Raw genomic sequence first — 21,053 nt, 5'->3', positions numbered from 1 at the left:
TCGGCTCATCCCTCCCGCGCGGCGTACCGCTGGAGGAAGAGCGCCTCGCTGAGTGCCATCTGGGCGATCTCGTCCGGATGGACACTCTCGTTCGGCGCATGGATGAGTGCCTGCGGCTCCTCGACGCCGATCAGGATGATCTCCGCCTCCGGGTAGGTGTCGGCGAACACGTTGCACAGCGGGATCGAGCCGCCCTGCCCGAGCTTCGTGCTGGGCACGCCGTAGGCCTCCTCCATCGCGGCCATCATCGCGCGGTACGCCGGACCGTCGTCGGTGGCCTGGAACGGTGCCCCGGTCGCCTCGACGGCGACCCGGACCCGGACGCCCCAGGGGGCGGCGGCCTCCAGGTGCTCGGTCAGGGCGGTCCGGGCCTGCTCCACCGTGGTTCCGGGCGGGATCCGGAGGTTGAGCCTGGCCGCCGCGCTGGGCACGATCGCGGCCGCGGACCCCACCACCGGTGGTGCGTCGAGGCCGAGCACCGTGACGGCCGGTCGCGCCCAGAGCATGTCGGCGACGCTGCCGTCCCCGAGCAGGACGACCCCGTCGAGCACGCCGGCGTCGGCACGGAACCGTTCACCGGGATAGGGCTCACCGGTCCATGTCCCGTCGTCGGCCAGGCCGTCGATGGTGGTGTTGCCGCGCGCGTCGCGCAGGGTCGCCAGCATCGAGATGAGGGCGGCCAGCGCATCCGGCGCGGCCCCTCCGAACATGCCGGAGTGCAATTCGGAGGCGAGCGAGTCGACCGTCACCACGACGTTCACCATCCCCCGCAGGCTCACGGTCAGCGCGGGGTGTCCGACGGCGGCATTGCCGGTGTCGCAGACCAGGATGGCATCGGCGCGCAGCAGTTCGGCATGTGTGGCCACGAAGTCCTCGAGGCCACCGGTTCCCTGCTCCTCGGATCCCTCGACGACGAGCTTGAGATTCACCGGGATCTCTCCGAGTGCCCGGAGCGCGGCGAGGTGCATCACGATGTTGCCCTTGCAGTCCGCGGCCCCACGTCCGAACCAGCGGCCCTCGACCTCGGTCAGCTCGAACGGCGGCGTGCGCCAGGCCCCGTCGTCGAGTGGGGGCTGCACGTCGTAGTGGGCGTAGAGCAGCACCGTGGGCGCACTCGGGTCCGCACACGGCCGGGACCCGACCACCGCCTCGCTGCCGTCGCTGGTCTCGGCCAGGTGCACGTCGTCGAACCCCAGGTCGGCGAACCTCTCGGCGACCCACTTCGCCGCGCGCTCACATTCCTCGGGCGCGAACTGTCGCGGATCGGCCACCGACCTGATCGCCACCAGCTCAGCCAGTTCCTCCCTGGCCCGCGGCATCAGGCCGGCGACCGCGGCGCGCAACTCCGGCTCAGTCACCGGCCACCTCATCGGTCTCGAGGTCATCGACGAAGGACTGGAACGCCTCGACCTCCTCCGGACAGTAGGTCTGCATGATCAACACCTGTCCCTGGAACACCAGCCGGTCCACGACCACCGGCCGCGCCCCCGGACCGGAGGCGCCGTTGGCCAACTGGGCCAGGAAGGTGGCCTTGTTGAGCGCCTCGTTCGGACTCGCGCACACGGCGCCCCCGTCATCGCCGAGCAGGTTCACGACCCGGTCCTTGTCCGGGGCCGTGAGACCGGCGTCCTCGAAGGCCGCGATCAGCTCATCCGCCTTGGCGTCTGCGGTGCGCGCATCGCCGACGCCCCTGAAGGTGACCAGGCCGACGATCACCAGCACCACGACCGCGATCCCGACCACCGCATAGATGAAGAGCCGCTCGCCCCGGGACTGGGTCTCCTCCATGACACTCATGACTCATTCACCTCCGTGACCTCGGGCTGCCGCCACGAGGGCTTGCGGAACTTGTAGAAGAGGAACGGGACGAGGAGTCCGAGTCCGAGGGCACCGCCGCCGACGATCAGGAGGTAGATGATCGGGTTGCCTCCCCCAAACTGGGAGGGCGGGATGAAGCCGACGAGCAGGGCCGCGAGCGAGGCCGCGAACCCGATGCCGCACAGGCCGACCAGCATCGGGGCCCGGTACCCGCGTGGGTGTTCCGGATGCTTCCGCCGCAACTGGATCGCAGCGACGAACATGAGCAGGTACATGATCAGGTACACCTGCGTGGTGATCACCGAGAAGATCCAGTAGGCGCTGGAGACGTCGGGGATCAGTGCGTACATCAGGCCGATCGCCGTGGTGAGCACGCCCTGCACGACCAGGATGTTCTGCTGGACGCCGTTCTTGTTGAGCTTCTGGAGGAACGGCGGCAGGTAGCCCTCCTGACGGGAGATGAGGAGGAGGCCCTTCGAGGGCCCGGCGAGCCAGGTGAGCATGCCGCCGAGCGAAGCGGTCACCAGCATCACTCCGACGATCGGCGTCAGCCACTGGGTGCCGAAATTGGCGAAGACGGCGTCGAAGGCCTGCATCACGCCGGCGGTGAGGGAGAGCTCCTCGGCCGGCACGACCCAGCTGATCGCGAGTGCCGGGAGGATGAAGATGACCAGGACCAAGCCCATCGCCAGGAACATCGACTTGGGGAACTCCTTGCCCGGGTTCTTCAGCGAAGAGACGTGCACGGCGTTCATCTCCATGCCCGAGTAGGACAGGAAGTTGTTGACGATGAGCACGAGGCTGGAAAGACCCGCCCAGACGGGGAAGATGTGGTCGGAGGTCATCGGCGCGGCCGACTCGTTCCCCTGCCCGAGGAAGATCGAGGCGAGCAGGATCAGGACCGCACCGGGGATCAGGGTCCCGATGATCAGGCCCGCACTGGCCAGGCCGGCGACCCCCTTGGTGCCGCGCGAGGATATCCAGACCCCGCTCCAGTAGACGACGATGATCACGCACGCCGTCCAGACCCCGCTGCTGGCCAGGGCCGGATTGAAGACGTAGGCCAGCGTGCTCGCGACGAAGCCCAGCAGGCTCGGGTAGTAGAAGATCGTCATCGCGAACTGGCACCACACGGCCAGGAACCCCATCGGCTTGGAGATCCCCTCCGACACCCAGTTGTAGACGCCGCCCTTCCAGCCCGAGGCGAGCTCGGCCGAGACCAGCGAGGTCGGGAGCAGGAAAACCAGCGCCGGGAGCAGGTACAGGAAAACGCACGCCAGGCCGTAGACGGCCATCGTGGGCGCTGCCCGGAGGCTGGCGACCGAACTGGTGGTCATCATCGCCAGCGCGATCCAGGAGATCCAGGCAGCCGCCGGCGGTTTGCCCCGCCCAGCGGATGCGGACGGCGGCTCGCCAGGTGCGGCCGAGCGGTCAGGCACGTCGGTGGCGCTCATCGCGATCGTCTCCTCGAGCGGGCGAGCGCGCCCGCGTGGGGCCCGGTCGCACAGGAGGAGTGGGTAGTGGTCAGCATCATCGATCCCTTCACCGTGTCGGTCGGGTCCATGGCCCGGTGGCCGGGTTCGTCGTCATCCGCGCGCCTACTCGACGACCCTGAGTCCGTGGTCGGTGTTGTTCAGCCGGGCGCCGCCCTCGGGGGTGACGGTGACGATGTCCTCGATCCGCACACCGAAGCGCCCGGCGAGGTAGATCCCCGGCTCGATCGAGAAGCACATCCCCGGCCGGAGCGGCTGCTCCTCGCCCTCGACCATGTACGGCGGCTCGTGGGTGGTGACGCCGATGCCGTGGCCGGTCCGGTGGAGGAACTGTTCGCCGTACCCGGCCTCGGTGATCACCGCTCGGGCGACGCGGTCGATCTCCTGGCAGGCCACCCCGGGTCGGACCGCCTCGAACGCCGCGGACTGAGCTTCGCGCACGATGTCGTGCACCCGATGCTGTTCGGGCGTGGGCTCCCCGACGACCACGGTCCGGGTCGTGTCGGACCCGTAGCCGTAACGCAGCCCCCCGAAGTCCAGCACGACCATGTCGCCCTCCCCGATGACCCGCTCGCCGGCCTCGTGGTGGGGATTGGCTCCGTTCGGTCCCGAACCCACGACGGTGAAGTCGACCTGCTCGTGACCGAACTCGGTCAGCAGCCGGGCGAGATCGGCGGCTACCTCGGATTCGCGTCGACCGGCGAAGCGCAGGTGGACGATCTCCTGGTACGTCGCGTCCGCGGCCGCACCGGCCGCGGCCAGGCGGGTGAGCTCGGCGGCGTCCTTCACTGCCCGGAGCATCGGCAGGCACTCGGTGAGTGCTCGATAGGCGGTCGCACGCATCGTTCGCTGGAGCCCGAGCACGTGCATGGCCCAGGTGGAATCCGAGATGCCGTACTCCGCTTCCGGGGAGACCAGGTCGCGGGCGACCTGGTAGGGATCCGTGCCGTCGGTCCAGTCGACGATCTCGAGGACCGGTGCGCCGTCGGCGGCCTCCGCGTCCGGCCGCTCGAGGGCCGGCACCAACAGGGTCGGTCGGTGTCCGGGAACGATGACCAGCATGGTCAGTCGCTCCGTGATCGCGGTGGGCCGGTAACCGGTGAGCCAGACGAGATCCGGGCCGGGCGTGACGATCAGGCCGTCCAGGCCCACCGCCCGCGCCGCGTCGCCGGACCGCGCCATCCGACTCCCGTAGTCCTCGTGCGTGAACGGAGACGGTGACGGGTCAGTGCTCACACTCACCGGGCGACCCTCCTGTCATGTGCAGAGAACGAACTGTGTCGGGCATCGACACGTGGCGCGGGCCGGCGGCCCCCCCGGCAGAGGGTCACTCGGTGCCGGGTGGGCCCGCACCACCCCAACGGGGGTGAACGTGAGGGTCGGCGCGGTTCCAGGGCAGCGCCGGACGCTGAGCCCCATGCCATCGGGCCGATGGATGAGGCACTCGCGGACCGACGGGGTGCGGGGTCGCGGGTAGGCAGGGCCCGCGGCCATCCCTTCCCGGGTGGTGCCGCTCCACCCCGTCCAGCGCGAGCATGCCCATGTCCGCCATCCATCGCCGGTCACCGAGAAGGCGCCCATGTCCGACCCAGTCCAGGACGACGAGACGCTCGCCATCGACACCGACCTGATCGAGTACCTGCTGGTCTCGGTCCGGTCACTCGATCACGCCGAAGAGGTGGCACGCACGATGTCGGGTCTGGTCGCGGAAGGCGTGGTGCGACTGATCGACGTGGTCCTCCTCGACCGTGCCGCCGGCCGGACCAGCGTCCGCGAGCAGGCGCCCGCTGACGTGCAGGCGCTGGCGGAACTGGGCAGGATCATGGACGGTCGGCTGCGGCTGAGCGCTCACGACATCGCCCTGGCCGGCGGCACGATCGGACAGGATGGAGCCGCCCTGCTCCTCCTCGTCGAGCACCGCTGGGCGAGTGGGCTGGCCACCGCGGCCCGTGCCTCGGGTGGGCTGCTCGTCGCCGGGGAGCGGATCGGCCGGGAGCGTGTGCTCCTGGGACTGGCCCGGACGGCGGTCGGCGAGCGTCCCGACCTCCTGGGCCGGAGCCCGGCCACCGACCGCCGGGCCGAGAACGCCGTCGATCCGGTGGCGCAACTCCACGCCCTCGCCGATCTCGTCGACCGCGGCCTGCTCACCCTCGAGCAGTACGAGGCTCAACGACGGGTGGTCCTCGACGGCTGACCCTGCCGCCTCAGACTGACCAGCGCTCGCACCATCTCGGCCGCCTCCGCGCGCGAACCGCAGCCGAGCTTGCGGTAGATCTCCTTGAGATGGAACTTGAGCGTGTTCACGGAGATGTAGAGCTGGTCGGCGATCTCCCGCAGGGTGAGGCGACTCGGCAGCATCCGCAGGATCTCCAGCTGCCGCTCGGTGAGCTCCTCGATCAGGTCCAGCGGCACCGTGGCGACCGGGGCCGCCGCCCCGGACGCCGGCAGGCTCCGTAGCCGGGCCAGCCACGGCGCCGGCAGCTGCCAGGCGAGCCGCTCGATGGAGTCGACCACCTCGGGTCCTTCGGAGACCACCGTCTGGACGAGTCCGTGCTCCGCGGCGAGCCGTGCCGCTTCGAGCAGCTGGGTCTCGGCCTCGGTACGGTCGGCAGTGGTCCGGCTCAGCAGCAGCGCGAGCACCACGCGGTGGCGTTCACAGCGGGGTTCGGCCTCCTTGAGCGCGTCGAAGGCGACGCCTCGATCGCCCTCGGCGATCAGGACCCGGGCCCGCTTCACACACGCCCAGAACGGGTCCTCGACCTGGGCGGCCCAGGTGCGCGCCTCCTCGAGCTGCCCGGTCGCCAGAGCCACCAGGACGCCGACGCGGGCGAGCCAGGTCCGGGCGCCGGCCGCGGTCACCTCGGTGTCCACGATCTCGACCGCCTGGCCGAAGGACCGACGCGCGGAATCGAGGTTGCCCTCATCCAGCCATGCCCGGGTCAGCTCCAGACAGGCAAGCAGCCGACAGTAGGGCAACGGGTCGCACTCGGTCTCCGCCAGTTCCAGCAGCACCGACGTCCGGCCCACCAGGTCACCGAGCTCGCGTTGGGCCACCGCCTCCGCGATGGATAGCTCCGCGCGCAGCATCGCCGTGTTCGCCAGGTCTGACGCCCGGCGTGCACCGGAGATCACCCGCAGCGCGTCGACCGGACGCCCCGCCAGGGCATGGCCCAGCGCCCGGGTGCCCTCCAGGCTGAGTCGCCGCTCCGGCACGATGCTGACGGCGGCGGTGACGTGGCGCACTTCGGGCGCGGAGTCCTCCCAGCGCTCCGCGAGGGCGATCTCGCGCGCGATCAGGCTCCAGCTGACCTTGCCGGCGGGGTCGAGGAACCACTGGTCCCCGAACATCCCGAGCGCCGACCTCGTCAGCCTGGCCCCCTGGGCCCAGTCACCCCGCAGGGAGGCGGCCTGCGCCTGCACCATCACCGTCCGGGCGGCCAGGACGTCGTCGCCCTCGGCTCCCTCGGGCCTCGACCAGCCGGCGAGGTGCTCGACGGTGTGCCGGAACGCCTCCCGGTCGACGTACAGCTGGCACCAGGCGAGCTCGACGTTCGCGGCCAGGTCCTCGGGAGCCAGGCGCCCCTCGAGGGCGGCGAGGGTGTGCCGGATGGTGGCCTCCCGCCCGGTCTCGTACAGCGTCGTCACGGTCCGTGCGAGCAGGCGGACCGCCTCGCGTGGCTCGCCGGCCCGCAGCAGGTGGTCCAGAGCAGGGACGGGTGCGCCGTCGGCCTCGAACCAACCGGCCGCGAGCCGGTGCAACTCGACGAGACGTTCCGGCGCCCTCCTCCGCTGCACCGAGAGCAGCGCCTCGCGCACCAGACCATGCATCTCATAGGCACCGGACGGCTCGAACCGGGTCACGAACAGGCCACGGACCTCGGCCTCCTCCAGGAGCGCCGCGGCGTCGGGCCGGCCGGTCAGGATCTCGGCCAGTGCGGGCTCCACCCGCTCGACCACCGCGGTCGAGAGCAGCGCGTCCACGACCTCCGCCGGTTCGCCGGCGAGCACCTCGTGCCAGATGTAGTCCTCGAGGAATCGCACGCCCTCGTCCTCGGGCGGTACGCCGAGCGTGGCCTGGGCGTCGACCGAGCGTGCCGCGATCGCGGCGAGCTGGATGCTGGCCGCCCATCCCCCCGCCCGGACGGCGACCTCCTTCACCCGGTCGTCGGGTAGCGAGGGCGCCAACCGCCTGAACATCTCCGCCGCCTCGTCCACGGAGAACCGCAGCTCGGGGAAGTGGAGCTCGCCGATCAGTCCCCTGGCGCGAAGTCGGTCCACCGGGAGGCGAGGAGTACGGCGGCTCGCGACGACCACGTGGAGCCAGGCCGGCAGGTGCTGCACGAAGACCGACAGGGAAGCGGAGACGGCCTCGTCACCGTCGACCAGTTGGAGGTCGTCGATCACGAGCACGCGCGGCGAGTAGGAACGGGTCTCGAGGTCGTCGAGCAGGGCACTCACGGCGCCCAGGACGGAGCGCTGGAGGCGTAGTTCGTCGGTCGCCGGCTCCGCGCACCCGGGGGCGATGCCCTCGAGCGCGGCCAGAACTCCCAGCCACAGCTGCGCCGGGTCACGGTCCGTCTCGTCGATCGAGAGCCAGGCATGCGGAAGGTCGGTGGCCTCGACCCACTCCCGCAGCAACGAGGTCTTGCCCGACCCCGCCGGGGCGGAAACGAGCGTCAGCGGTGCGGTCGCGAGCCGGTCCAGGAGCTCCACGAGCCGGGGACGCGGCACCAGGTGCCCGGGATTGACCGCGGGCCGCAGCTTGGCCTGGTAGATCGTCGTACGGAGATCCCGCGGCCGCGCGGTCGCATCGGTCGACCCGGTCGACCCGGTCGGGATATCGGGTTCAGCGCCCACGTCTGCCACTCCCACGCTCGGGGGACTCGGTTCACAGTAGCGCTCGCCGCCTGCCAGGAGGCGAGGATCGCGCCGTTCAGCCGGACGCGGCTCTCGGGAGCTGCTCCCTCGCGGTGCACCTTGATGCGGGCGGCGTCACACGTTGAAGCGGAACTCCACCACGTCGCCGTCGACCATGACGTAGTCCTTGCCCTCCATGCGGACCTTGCCGGCCTCCTTGGCCTTGAGCATCGACCCGGCCTCCACGAGGTCGTCGAAGGAGACGATCTCGGCCTTGATGAAGCCCTTCTGGAAGTCGGTGTGGATCACGCCGGCGGCCTCGGGGGCGGTGGCGCCCTTCTTGATGGTCCAGGCGCGGGTCTCCTTGGGACCGGCGGTGAGGTAGGTCTGCAGGCCGAGGGTGTCGAAGCCGACCCGGGCGAGTACGTCGAGACCGGGCTCCTCGACGCCCATCTCGGCGAGCATCTCGCGGGCCTCCTCGTCATCGCCCAGCTCCACGAGCTCGGCCTCGAACTTGGCGTCCAGGAAGATCGCCTCGGCGGGCGCGACCAGGTCGCGCATCTTCGCCTTGAGCTCCTCGTCGGCCAGCTCGTCGGCGTCGCAGTTGAAGACGAAGAGGAACGGCTTGGCGGTGAGCAGCTGCAGTTCGCGGACGTGCTCGGCGTCGAGCGCTCCCGACTGGAGCAGGGTGATGACCGGCGTACCGGCCTCGAGGGCCTCCTGGGCCTGCTTCGCCGCGGCCACGACGGGGGCCAGGTCCTTCTTGCCCTTCGCCTCCTTCTCCAACCGCGGGACCGCCTTCTCGACGGTCTGGAGGTCGGCGAGGATCAGCTCGGTGGAGATGGTGGAGATGTCCGACCCGGGGTCGACCTTGCCGTCGACGTGGGTGACGTCCTCGTCGCGGAAGACACGGGTCACCTGGCAGATCGCCGCGGACTCGCGGATGTGGGCCAGGAACTTGTTGCCCAGCCCCTCCCCCTGCGAGGCGCCGGCGACGATCCCGGCGATGTCGACGAACTCCACCGTCGCCGGCAGGATCCGCTGCGAGTCGAAGATCTCGGCCAGCTTCGGCAGCCGGTCGTCGGGCACGCCCACGACGCCGACGTTCGGCTCGATGGTGGCGAAGGGGTAGTTCGCCGCGAGGACGTCGTTCTTGGTGAGCGCGTTGAAGAGGGTCGACTTGCCCGCGTTGGGGAGACCGACGATGCCGATGGTGAGAGCCACGGGCGTGAAGTCTACGGCGCTGCGGGTCCGCCCCCGAATCCCTCGCCGCGGGTGAGCGGATCCGGCCCTCCTGCGTCTCCACCGCCGACGCTCAGGAGCCGGGTGCCCGCCGACCACGCCGGATCAGGTAGCCCCCCGAGCCGAGCAACAGTACGACGAGCAGCAGGGCGAGGCCCAGCCTCCCGGCGCCCGTGTCGGGCAGCCATCCCCCGGGTCCTCCCGCTCCCGGTCCGGGACCCGGCGGCTGGGCACCGGGGCCGGGGTCAGGACCGGGGTCGGGCGAGTCCGTGGGCGCGACCGTACTGGTCGTCACGCAGTTGTCGTCCTCGCCGTCCAGGCAGAGGCCGCCGGGTGAGCGCGCGACCACGGCGTTGACCATGTCCGCGTCACCGGTACTCGGCCGGTTCACCGTGAGCGAGTAGGTGATCGTCACGGTCTCGCCCGCCGCCAGCGGACCGGACCAGCGCAACAGCGGTCCAGCGAAGGAGACCTCGCCGGTGTCGGCCGCGGCGTCGCCGTTCCAGGCCGCGTCGTCGAGCGCCTCGGACAGGTCGTCCCGCACCACGGCCGGCTCGTCCGCCGGATAGTCGACCCCACCGGTGTTGCGCACCGTGAGCGTGTAGGCGACGTCCCCACCCGGTGACACTCGGTGCGGCTGGGCCTGCTTGGACACCTCGAACTGGCGCACCGCGACGGTGCTGCGGCATTCCGGAGCTAGCCTCGCCACCCCGCCCACCGCTCGGGCCGGAGCCGGGTCGGAGGAGGGGAAGCAGTTGGACTCCGCGGGACCGGCCACGGCGTTGGTCAGCAGCCCGTCACCGCGCACTGGCGCGTCGACGGTCAGCGAGTAGGTGAGGGTGACACTCTCGCCCGGGCCCAGCGGACCTGACCAGGACAGGGTCTGCTCCTCGAACCTCACCGTGCCGCCGGCGGGGACCGCCGCCGCGTCGTCGTTCCAGGTCGCGTCGTCGAGCACGTCGGCGAGGTCGTCCTGGACCGCCGCGGCGCTCTCCTCGGTGTAAGCGATCGAGCCGGGGTTCTCGACGGTCACCGTGTAGGTGACCACGTCGCCCGGCAGCACAGCACCGTCGGCATCGTCGGACTTGGTGATGTTCAGCGTGCGGGGACTGGCGCCCGGCGGAGGCTCCACCACCACCCAGCACCCCGCCTCCGTGCCCTCCACACAGGACGACTCGGGAGGACCCGTCACGACATTGGTCAGCACCCGGTCACCGGTCATCGGATCCTCGACCGTCACCGAGTAACTGATCCGCACGCTCTCGCCCACGGTCAGCGGCCCGGTCCAGGTCAGCGTCGGCTCGTCGTAGGACGCGCTGCCCTGGCCGGGCTCCACCACGATCGAGCCCTCGTCGAACGAGGCGTCGTCCAACACCCCCGCCAGATCGTCGGAGACCACTGCCGGTGCGTCCGCCGGATAGCCCACCCCGCCGGTGTTCGTCACCGTCACCGCATAGGTCACGGTGCCGCCCGGCAGCACTTCCGCCGCACCGTCCACGGTCTTCTCGATCGTGAGCGCGCGCACCGGCGTGCTCGTCGTACACGCCGGATCCTCCGCACCGGCGGGACAGTTCGATCCCGGGGCCACGACGGCGTTGGCCAGGACGGCGTCCCCGCCCGGCGGGTCGTCGACCGTCACGGCGTAGCTGATCGTCACGGTCCCGCCCACGGCGAGCGGGCCGGACCAGGTCAACCTCTGGCCGGTGCGGGCCGCAGTCCCGATGTCCGGCGCGAGGACGATCGAGCCCGGGACGAACGAGGCGTCGTCCAGCACCCCCGACAGATCGTCGGAAACGGTCGCGGGCGCCGAGGCCGGGTAGGCCACCTCGCCGGTGTTGTCCACGGTGACCGTGTAGGTCACGGTGTCGCCCGGCACGACCTCGGCCCCGGCGTCGGAGGTCTTGGTGACCTCCAGGCCGGCCTCGAGCACCGGCACCTGCGTCGAGCAGTCGGGGTCGTACGCCGGGGCGTCCGGGTCGGTCACCGCGGGGTCGGGGCACCCGCCGCCCACGACCGCGTTGGTCAGCACCCCGTCCCCGCTCACCGGGTCGGCCACCGTGAGGGTGTAGCTGATGGTCACCGTGTCGCCGACCGCCAGCGGACCCGTCCAGGTCAGGGTCGGCTCGTCGTAGTTCGCACTGCCCTGGTCCGGGTCGACCACGATCGAGCCCTCGACGAGGGTTGCGTCGTCCAGCACCGCCGAGAGGTCGTCGGCCACCGTCGCCGGATCCTGCGCCGTGAAGGCGAACCCGCCGGTGTTGGCGATCTCGATGGTGTAGGCGATCTGGTCGCCCGCGATCACGCCCGACGGCGAGTCGGAGGTCTTGACGACCCCCACCGAACGCACCGGCGTGGTCGTCGTACAGCCCTCTTCGGTGCCCTCGGCGCAGGTGGACTCCGGCGGACCGGTCACGGCATTGGTCAGCACACCGTCACCGGCAACCGGATCGTCCACGTCGACCGTGTAGGTGATCGTGACGCTGTCATCGACCGCCAGCGGCCCGGTCCACGTCAACGTCTGGCCGGCGAGGGCCGCCGTGCCGATGTCCGGCGCGAGGACGATCGACGCCTCGTCGAGGGTCGCATCGTCCAGAACGGCCGACAGGTCGTCGGTCACGGTCAGCGCCGAGTCCGGGCCGACGTAGTCCACGCCACCGGTGTTGGTCACCTCGACCGAGTACGTCACCGTGTCGCCCGGCAGCACCTCACCCACCGCGTCGGAGGCCTTGGCGATACCCACCGAACGCACCGGCGTCGTCGTCGTACACCCCTCCTCGGTGCCCGCCGGACAGTTGGACTCAGGAGGTCCGGTCACGGCGTTGGTCAGCACGCCGTCACCGCCCGGCGGATCGTCCACGACGACCGAGTACGTGACCGTGATCGTCTCGCCGGCCGCGAGCGGCCCCGACCACGCCAGTGTCGTGCCACTGAGGGACGCCGCGCCCTGGGACGGGTCGACCACGATCGAACCCTCGAGGAACGTCGCATCGTCCAGCACCGCCGACAGGTCGTCGCTGAACCCCGCCTGGTCGGCCGCGGTGTAGGCCACCGTGCTCGGGTTGCTCACCTGGACCGTGTAGGTCACGGTGTCGTCCGGCAGCACCTCGGCGGCCGCGTCCGAGGTCTTGGCGATCGCGAGCGTCCGCACCGGCGTCGTGGTCGTGCAACCCTCCTCGGTGCCCTCCGGACAGTTCGACTCAGGAGGTCCGGTCACCGCGTTGGTCAGCACGCCGTCCCCGCCCGGTGGGTCGTCCACCGTGACCGAGTAGGTGATCGTGACCGATTCGCCGACCGCCAACGGGCCGAACCACTCGAGCTCGGCGCCGGTGACCTCGGGCGCACCCAGGTCCGGGTCCGACACAGCGTCGTCGTTGTACGTCGCGTCGTCCAGCACGCCGGTCAGATCGTCCAGGACCTGCGCTGGGGCGGCGGCGGTGTAGTCCCTCTCGCCGGTGTTGGTGACCACGACCGTGTAGTCCACCGCGCCGCCCGGCAGCAGCGGGTCCGTGTCCGGCGTCGCCGTCTTGACGATGTCCAGCCCCGGGGCCGGCAGCACGACGGTGCAGTCCGGGTCGGCCGGGTCGGCTCCCGGGCCACAGTTGGACTCGGCCGGGCCGCTGACGGTGTTGGTCAGGATGTCGTCGCCGGTCAGCGGATCGTCGAGCGTGACCGTGTAGGTCACGGTCACCGACTCACCGGCCGCGAGCGGACCGCTCCATGACAGCACCGGCGCGGCGTAGCCGAGCGTGCCCTGGTCCGGGGCGACGGTGGCCTCGCCGCTGAAGGCCACGTCGTCTAGCACGGCCGATAGGTCGTCGACCGCCGTCGCCGGGTCGGCTGCCGTGTAGTCGTAGCCGCCGGTGTTCGTCACGGTGAACGAGTAGCCGATGCTCTGGCCCGGGAGGATCTCCGTGACCGCGTCGGAGGTCTTCTCTATCTCCAGGGACCGCACCGGGGTGCTCACCGTGCAGGCCGGGTCGGCGGGGTCCACATCCGGCCCGCAGCTGGAGTCCGGCGCGACCACCGTGTTCTCCAGCACCGCGTCGCCCGCGGGTGGGGCGTCCACCGTGACGGTGTAGGTGACGGTCACCGTCTCCCCCACCGCCAGCGGCCCCGCCCAGGTCAGCGTCAGCGTCGGCTCGTCGAAGGCGACACTCCCCTGGTCCGGGGTCACCGTCGCATCCAGGTTGTAGGTCGCGTCGTCGAGCACGTCGGCGAGGTCGTCGGCGAGGGACGCCGGGTCGGCCTCGGTGAACTCGGCCGTCCCGGTGTTCTCGACGGTGACCGTGTAGGTGAGGACGTCGCCGGGCAGGACGGAGCCGCCAGCATCGGAGGTCTTGGTCACCGACAGCTCGGGCTCCACGACCGCGACCAGGTAGTCCTCCACCTCACCGCCGGTCCACGCGCCGGTCGGCTGCGGGTCGCCGTTGGCGCCGTCGAACAGGCGCACCCGAAGGTAGGAATCGCCCGGCACGCTCGCCGCGGGAAGTGTTACCGGGTAGGTCAGCGCCCCGCTGCCCGCGGGCACGGTGACCGCCGCACTGGCCTCGCCGGGGTCGAAGGTGCCGGACTGGTCACCGTCCAGCCAGGCGACCAGGGTGGCGTCGCTCGTCGAGTCGTTGGTCGCCAGGACGTCGAGCACCACCTCCTCGCCGAGCTCGGCGGTCACCGGCTCGGTGACCGCACCCTCGTCATCCACACCCGCGAGGTCGTCGCCGTCCGCACCGAGGGTCGGAACGCCGTCCTCCTCGGTGTCCACGGTGTTCTCATCGCCCAGCATCAGCGGTGCGGTGTTCGTCGCCTCGTCGTAGTCCACGACGGCGTGGCTCGCACCCCCGGACGTGGTCAACGTGCCGTACGAGTCCGGCGCGTCACCGTGGTCGAGGGGCAGTTCGCTCAGCGTGATCGGCCAGTCCTCGACCTCTCCGGACTCGACACCGGGACCGATGTCGGTCGGGTCGGTCGGCAGTGCGTCCGCGTCGCCGAGCACCGTGCGCAGCCGCAGATAGGAGTCGCCGGGCACGGCGTCGGCGGGCACGGTCCAGGTCAGCACGTCGTCCCCCGACGTCATCCCCGCATCGACCGCGGCCCGCTCGTCGTCCTCGAAGGTGCCGCTGTGGTCGAAGTCGATCCACCCGACCAGCGCGGCCGACTCGCCGGAGCTGTTCGCGATCGGGATGCTCAGACTCGTCTCGGCGGCGTCGATGGTCACCGTCGGGTCCGTGGCGAACGCGTCGTCCTGATCGAGGGCCGCCGAGGCTGCAGGCTGCCCGTCCGGCTCGTCGGTGACCGACTCCCCGATGCTCAGCAGCGGCTCCTCGGCGTCGCCGACGCCGTGGTAGGGGCCGCCGCTGGCGAGCAGCGTGCCGTAGCTGTCCGGTGCATCTCCCCAGTCGATGGGCAACGGCGCGGTCGGGCAGCGGGTTCCGTCATTGTTGGAGGAGGTCGGACCATAGGAGAAGAACTCCGCACTGGTCGGGGCCGCCATGTCGACCCGCCAGATCTGGCCGGTCTGGTTGTTCGCCAGGTAGAGGTAGCCGTCGGGCGTCGTGTACGCCGCTCCCCAGGGGCTCGCCTGCGGGTTGGCCGCGCCGTTCGGCCCGACCAGCGCGCCGGGGACGCCGACGACGCTCAGGCTGCCGTCGGCCGGGTCGAAGCGCACGATGCGGGGACCACCGCTGCTCGCCGGGGCCAGCGAGAGGAAGGTCCCGGTCGCGGCGTCGAAGCCCCAGTCGTAGATCCCCGTGGTGACACCGGGAAGGCCCGCCGACCCGGAGGCCAGCACCTGGAGGTAGGTGGCCGAGTCGGGGTCGAGGTCGATCTCGACCCAGCGCAGCGGCGATCCCGAGCCGCCGTTCGCGAGCCACAGGTGTCCCTCGTCGTCGAACTCCCCGACGTTGTAGGTCGTCTGGGGGTTGGCGACCTCGCCCCAGTCGGGCGGCGTGCCGAGGTCGGTCACCGTGCCGCTGGCGCTGACCCGCACGATCCGCGTCGGGGAGCTTCCGGTCACGGCGCCGTACAGGTAGTCGTCGAGCAGGTTGTAGCCGACGCCGTTGATGCCCTGGTCGTACAGGTCCGGGTGCAGTTCGTCGTAGGCGCCGGTGAGCAGGTCCACCTCGAAGACGTCGACCGGGACGTTCTGGAACAGGTATGCGCTCGCGCTGCACTCGAGACTGTCCTCGACGAAGGAGATCTCGGCCTCCCCCGGCGGGTTCAGACCGGTGAGCTCCATGTCGCCGGGTCCGTTGCTGAAGGTGCCCTCCACGTCCGCGGTCACGCCGACCGTGACGGTGCAGGTGACGGGGTCCGGCCCGACGAGATCCCCGCCGATCAGCTCGACCGTGCCGGTGGCGGCGTCGACCGTCACCTCACCGTCACCGCAGGTGGTCGAGGAGGTGCCGGTCAGCAGCAGGTCCGGGTCGCTGAGGGTGTCGGTGAAGGCGAAGTCGACCTTCGGGCCGGAGGGGGTGTCCGGATCACCCGGTGCGTGGGTGTTGGTCACGGTGAAGGTGAGCTGGGCCGGCGACCCCACCGGGGCCACCGCGGGGGTGAACTCCTTGTCGAGCTTGGGCGTCGTGTCGAGGATCATGATGTTGTCGAAGGCGGTGTCGTTGCCCGCGGGAGAGCCGTCCAAGTTGTCGACCCGCAGGCCGATCGCGTCACCGGTCGAGCGCAGCGCGGTGTCGCCCACCCAGGTGCCCACCCGCACGGTCCGCTGCTGGCCGAGGGCCGTCGACCCACCCCCGGGTCCGAGCTGGCCGAACGAGCTGGCCGTGGCTCCGCTGCAGGTGTCAGGCGGGGTCGTGAACGCCGTCGACTCCGAGCCGTCGGCCTGGGTGAGATAGAACTGCGGATTGGCGCCGTTGCCGCTGTTGACGCAGCTCTGCGAGGCGATGTCGACCGAGAACTGGTAGAACCGGCCCGCATCGACGGGAATCGGCTCGGCCAGCTCCAGCATCGTTCCCGCCGTCTGCGGCTGGACGGCATTGGTGAACGACGTGACGACGTGATTGACCACCGAGCTGGTCGGGAGTGGCACCAGACCTCCGGCGTACGGGTACGGGGCGCCGGAGATGTTGCCGAGCATGTACTGCCCCATCCCGTTCGCATTGATGCGGTTCGAGTTGAACCACCGGTTCGGGCCGCTGCCGGTGCCTGCGAAGCGACAGTCGGCGGCGGCGGGGGTGCTCGGCAGCGGGACGTCGTTGCTGGTGTTGGCATAGCTGACCGATCCGTGCGCCGCCATGACCAGGCCGTTGCAGTTGGCGCCCGCAGCCCAGATCTCGTCGGCGATGTACGTGGCCCCTGAGTCGTTGGTGTACCCGGGCTGGTAGCCCGCGTCTCCCGGGCTCGCGCCGTACGGGTAGGCGGTGAGGGTCTGGACGTGGTCGCCGGCGTCCCAGGCGTTCGGGTTCGTGCCGATCTGGGTGGGACCGACGGGCTCGGGCCAGGTGGTGTTCTCGAAGTCCTCGAAGAAGAAGGTCTCCGGCGACTCCATGACGCCCGGGCTGCCGGGGGCCGCCGAGGCCGGGGGCGCGGGAGTCCATGGGGTCTCGACCACCGGAAGCACCACGACGCTGGCCAGGCCGGTGAGGAGGGTCAGCGAGCCCAGTACGCCGAGCAGGCGGCTCCTCCAGTGTCGAGCCGACCGACCGGCGCGACGTCCGACTCGGCCCCCGGCCCAGGCCCGGACCGCCTCAACCATCAGGGCCCCAGCGAGCCGCGGGTTGACGCCCTCCCCGTCGGCCGGTCACCGACCCACTGTGGCACAGCGCACACTCGCCGGGTCAAGTCACATGTGGCCCACAGCACAACCCACGTCCCGCCGGGCGTGGGCGGCCTTCGGTCGCGGGGCCGGTCAGGGCGCCGGCCAGATCACCTTGCCGGACTCGTCGACGACCGCCTCGGCCACCGACGGGTCGAAGTCCGCCACGGCGTCGGCCGGCGCGATCTGCTGGCCGGCGTAAGTGGTGATCAGCGTGGCCAACTGCCTCACGTTGGCGGTGTCGATGCCGCCCCACCGCACCGGCAGCGGATCCTCGGCCGCCACCTCGGACTCGGTGGTCCACACGTCGGTCTCGTGCTCCGGGTCGGATTCCGCTCCGGCGTACTCGCCCTGGATGTCGATGCACTCCTCGACGTTGTTCTCCTCGGCGCAGTACTGGAAGGCCTTGAACGAGGCTCGGAGGAAGTCCTGGGCGGCGGTCGGGTGTTCGGCGAGGAAGTCGGGGTTGGCCGAGAAGGCTCCCAGCGATCCGGGGACGTCCAGGTCGCTCGGCTGCCAGACGGTGATCTCCTCACCGGCGCGGGCGAGCTGGTTGGGCTCGTTGGAGACGAACCCGGTGAGGCCGTCGACCTGGCCGCGGGTGAGCACGGTGGGGTCGTAGCCCACCTTGACCAGCTTCAGCGACCCGTAGTCGACGCCGGCCTTCTCCAGCATCCCCTGCACCGCGATCGGCATCCAGCCCTTGTGGCCGATGGTGGCTCCGTCGAGCTGGGTGAGCTCGGTGACGTCGGTGCCGGTCATCAAGACATCCAGCCCGGAGTTGGAGTACGACGAGATGCCGGTGATCGCGAGCCCGTTGGCGTTCGCGCTGATGACGTCCTGCTGGGACAGGCCGGTGAGCTGGACCTGCCCGCTGGCGACCAGCTTGGCGTTCTGCGAGGTGTCCCCGGGACCCGGCTGGATCTCCACGTCGAGGCACAGGTCGTCGAAGTAGCCCAGGTCCTCGGCCGCCATCACCTCCAGGATCGAGGCGGAGGCCTGGTAGTGATAGCCGGTGAGGTAGGTGATGGTGCCGGCCGCCTCGTTGTCGCTGCACCTCTCTGCGGAGACCGCCCCGCCGGTGGCCCCGGAGTCCTCCTCATCGCCGCCACAACCGGCGAGCAGCGCGAACGGGAGCGCCAGCGCCGCGGCGCCGGCAAGTGCCCGGGAGGGGCGGAAGGTCATCGGTTCTCCTAGCGGGAGGGGCGGGCGGTCGACTCGTGCCAGTGCAGGACGCGGCGTTCTGCCACCGTCACGATCAGCAGCAGCAAGGATCCCATCACGGCCAGCACCACGATCGCCGCCCACACCACGGCGAGACGATTCATCGAGGAGGCCACCAGGATCACGGTGCCGAGTCCGTCGTCGGAGCCCGCCGCCGACATCTCGGCGACCACCGCGCCCACGATGGAGAGGGGAAAAACGATCTTCAGCGCGGCGAAGACGAAGGGCAGCGCGGTCGGGATCCGGAGATGGCGCAGGAGCTCCCAGCGGGATGCATGCACGGTCCGGAATACCTGCAGCACCTCGCGGGAGACCGAGCGGAGCCCGGCCGCAGTGTTGATCAGGATCGGGAAGAAGCAGATCAGCGCGGTCACGATCAGCTTCGGCGCCGGACCGAACCCGAAGGCCACCACCAGGGCCGGCGCGATCGCCACCAGCGGCGTGACATTGAGGACCACGGCCACCGGCATGATCGCCCTGCGGGCGAGCACGGACTCGCTGACGAGCACGGCGAGCACGAACGCGGCGACGAAGCCGATCGCCAACCCGCCCAGCGCCTCACCCAGAGTCACCCCGGCATGGCGCAGGAAGTACGCCGGATCGCCGGCGAGCGTGTCCCACAGGTCGCTCAGGGGCGGCAACAGGTAGGGCAGCCGCTCGGCCCCCACGGTCCACAGCGCGAGCAGCACCAGCAGCATGACCACCGCCGGGGCCCAGTAGCGCGGGTGCAACAGCCGCACCCCGCGGCGTACCTCGCTCATCGGGGATCTCCCCCATCGCGACGACGCGGCAACTGATGCTCGTGGTCGAACGCATCGCGGAGGTACTGCCGGACCACCACCTCGTAGTCGTGGAAGTCGGGACTCAGGACGAGGTCCTGGGTGCGCGGGCGGGGCAGATCGATGTCGACCACCTCGAGGATGCGCCCGGGCCGGGCAGCCATCACGACCACCTGGTCGGAGAGCCGGATCGCCTCGCTGATGGAGTGGGTCACGAAGAGCACGGTGGCGCGCAACTCCTCCCAGAGGTCGAGCAGCTGTTCTTGGAGGGCCTCGCGGGTGAACTCGTCGAGCGCCGAGAACGGCTCGTCCATCAGCAGGACGTCGGGGTGCAGCCCGAAGGCGCGCACGATCGCGGCCCGCTGCTGCATGCCGCCGGAGAGCTCACCGGGGAGTACGTGCATCGCCTCGCCCAGCCCCGCCTTGCGCAGGAGCTCGGCCGCGTCCGGGAGGGTGCGTCCGCGGTCGGCGCGACGGTTCATCCGGGCCGGCAGGGTGACGTTCTTGAGCACGGAGAGCCAGGGCAGCAGCGCGGGGCGCTGCGGCACCAGGCCCAGTCGCTTGGCTGCCGCGGCACGCTCCGGGGGCTCCCCGCCCACCTCGATCGAGCCGGTGTCGGGACTCTCCAGCCCCGCCACGAGTCGCAACAGGGTCGACTTGCCGCAGCCGCTGGGCCCGATGACGCTTACGAACCGGCCGCGATCGACGGTGAGGTCGACCGCACCCAAAGCCTCCACCGGCGCCCGGTCGGCGGAGGCGTAGACGCGCGAGGCACCACGGACCGCGATCGCGGGGACCGACATCGGTGCGCTCCTCCCTGCCATGGGCCGGTGCGTGCCCTCGGACCTCCGCAACCTATCCGAGCCCACCGACGCCCGTTCCTCCCGGGCGGGCCGCCCGGGAGGAACGGCGTCCCGGAAGGCCCGAGCGCACCCTTCGAGCGCGGGGCGTACCTGGTCGCCTCGCCATCGCTCGAACACCGGCCCTCGGCGCGATGCGCCGTAGGTCGGTGTCACCCGGAGGGCGCCGACCGGTCAGAGCCTCCCCATTAGGGTGTCCCGGTGCGCATCGCCACCTGGAACGTCAACTCCATCCGCTCCCGCATCGACCGCGTCGAGGCCTTCCTCGAGCGCCACGACGTCGACGTCCTCGCGGTCCAGGAGACCAAGGCCAAGGTCGACCAACTCCCCATCATGGGCCTGCAGGCACGCGGGTACGACGTCGCCGCCGCAGGTGTGAACCAGTGGAACGGGGTCGCGCTGATCTCCCGGGTGGGGCTCGACGACGTCCGGGTCGGTTTCCCGGGCATGCCCACCTGGGGCGATCCCGCCGTCGAGGAGGCCCGTGCCATCGGCGCGGTGTGCGGCGGCGTACGCCTGTGGTCGCTGTACGTGCCCAACGGCCGCAAGCCCGACGACCCGCACTACGCCTACAAGCTGGACTGGCTCGCCCGGCTCCGAACGGCCGCCCAGGAGTGGCGCGATGAGGACACCGCGCTGGTGGGCGACTGGAACGTGTGCCCCTTCGACGAGGACTGCTTCGACCCGAGCCAGTTCACCAACTCCACGCACCTCACACCGGCCGAGCGGGAGGCGTTCTTCGCCATCGCCCGGGACTACGCCGACGTGGTCCGCCCGCACACCCCGGGCCCGGACGTCTACACCTACTGGGACTACTACCGGCAGCGGTTCGAGCGCAATCGTGGTCTGCGGATCGACTTCGTCCTCGGCTCGCCCTCCTTCGCCGGCCGGGTCACCGGTGCCTTCATCGACCGCGAGGAGCGGGCCGGCAAGGGTGCCTCCGACCACGCCCCGGTGATCGTCGACCTGGCCGACTGAGACCCGGCCGACTGAGACGTGGTCGACGGCCATGATC

The 21,053-nt window shown here is 70.8% G+C and carries 12 protein-coding genes; 2 read left to right on the top strand and 10 right to left on the bottom strand.

Translation table 11 applies throughout. The annotated features are described in order from the left end of the window. Positions 1-5: 5 nt before the first annotated feature. The 4 genes from G515_RS0110085 to G515_RS0110070 form a co-directional block, all read right to left on the bottom strand. Positions 6-1,358: a dipeptidase gene (locus G515_RS0110085; protein WP_028660037.1), complete on the bottom strand. Its 1,353-nt coding sequence runs from the start codon at positions 1,356-1,358 to the stop codon at positions 6-8. Beyond that, complete coding sequence (locus G515_RS0110080) at positions 1,351-1,797, bottom strand: hypothetical protein (RefSeq protein WP_028660036.1); 447 nt, start codon at positions 1,795-1,797, stop codon at positions 1,351-1,353. The genes G515_RS0110085 and G515_RS0110080 overlap by 8 nt, the downstream gene beginning before the upstream one ends. Beyond that, positions 1,794-3,272, bottom strand: coding sequence for a glutamate/gamma-aminobutyrate antiporter GadC (gadC, locus tag G515_RS0110075; RefSeq protein ID WP_028660035.1), 1,479 nt, complete (start codon positions 3,270-3,272; stop codon positions 1,794-1,796). Before gadC ends, G515_RS0110080 begins: the two co-directional genes overlap by 4 nt. A gap of 144 nt (positions 3,273-3,416) precedes the next feature. Then, a complete protein-coding gene (locus tag G515_RS0110070) occupies positions 3,417-4,553 on the bottom strand; it encodes an aminopeptidase P family protein (RefSeq protein ID WP_036555312.1) in 1,137 nt (378 codons plus the stop codon). A 337-nt stretch (positions 4,554-4,890) separates the two neighbouring features. On the opposite strand from G515_RS0110070, the gene G515_RS0110065 reads away from it, so the two are divergent. Beyond that, the gene (locus tag G515_RS0110065; protein WP_028660033.1) at positions 4,891-5,505 is read left to right on the top strand and encodes a hypothetical protein; all 615 of its coding nucleotides are present in this window, start codon (positions 4,891-4,893) and stop codon (positions 5,503-5,505) included. On the opposite strand, the gene G515_RS0110060 is transcribed toward G515_RS0110065, so the two are convergent. From G515_RS0110060 to G515_RS20685, 6 genes are all read right to left on the bottom strand, one after another. Next, a complete protein-coding gene (locus tag G515_RS0110060) occupies positions 5,478-8,168 on the bottom strand; it encodes a winged helix-turn-helix domain-containing protein (protein WP_028660032.1) in 2,691 nt (896 codons plus the stop codon). The genes G515_RS0110065 and G515_RS0110060 overlap by 28 nt on opposite strands. Before the next feature lie 135 nt (positions 8,169-8,303). Next, positions 8,304-9,392: a redox-regulated ATPase YchF gene (ychF, locus tag G515_RS0110055; protein ID WP_028660031.1), complete on the bottom strand. Its 1,089-nt coding sequence runs from the start codon at positions 9,390-9,392 to the stop codon at positions 8,304-8,306. Positions 9,393-9,483: 91 nt separating this feature from the next. Beyond that, positions 9,484-17,115, bottom strand: coding sequence for a DUF7927 domain-containing protein (locus G515_RS22685; protein WP_051218175.1), 7,632 nt, complete (start codon positions 17,113-17,115; stop codon positions 9,484-9,486). Positions 17,116-17,268: 153 nt separating this feature from the next. Beyond that, entirely contained in the window at positions 17,269-18,360 is a 1,092-nt protein-coding gene (locus G515_RS0110040) for an ABC transporter substrate-binding protein (protein ID WP_028660030.1), read from the bottom strand. An 8-nt stretch (positions 18,361-18,368) separates the two neighbouring features. After that, complete coding sequence (locus tag G515_RS20690; protein WP_211221007.1) at positions 18,369-19,160, bottom strand: ABC transporter permease; 792 nt, start codon at positions 19,158-19,160, stop codon at positions 18,369-18,371. Next, on the bottom strand, positions 19,157-19,981 hold the full coding sequence (locus G515_RS20685) for an ABC transporter ATP-binding protein (protein ID WP_051218173.1): 825 nt from the start codon (positions 19,979-19,981) through the stop codon (positions 19,157-19,159). Before G515_RS20685 ends, G515_RS20690 begins: the two co-directional genes overlap by 4 nt. A 258-nt stretch (positions 19,982-20,239) precedes the next feature. Here G515_RS20685 and G515_RS0110025 point away from each other — a divergent pair, with 258 nt between their 5' ends. After that, the gene (locus G515_RS0110025) at positions 20,240-21,016 is read left to right on the top strand and encodes an exodeoxyribonuclease III (RefSeq protein WP_028660029.1); all 777 of its coding nucleotides are present in this window, start codon (positions 20,240-20,242) and stop codon (positions 21,014-21,016) included. The last annotated feature ends 37 nt before the right edge of the window (positions 21,017-21,053 follow it).

The sequence above is a fragment of the Nocardioides insulae DSM 17944 genome (assembly GCF_000422825.1).
Classification (GTDB): domain Bacteria; phylum Actinomycetota; class Actinomycetes; order Propionibacteriales; family Nocardioidaceae; genus Nocardioides; species Nocardioides insulae.
Note: the sequence above shows the minus strand (reverse complement) of the source record. Positions and strands in the feature narration are given on the sequence as shown.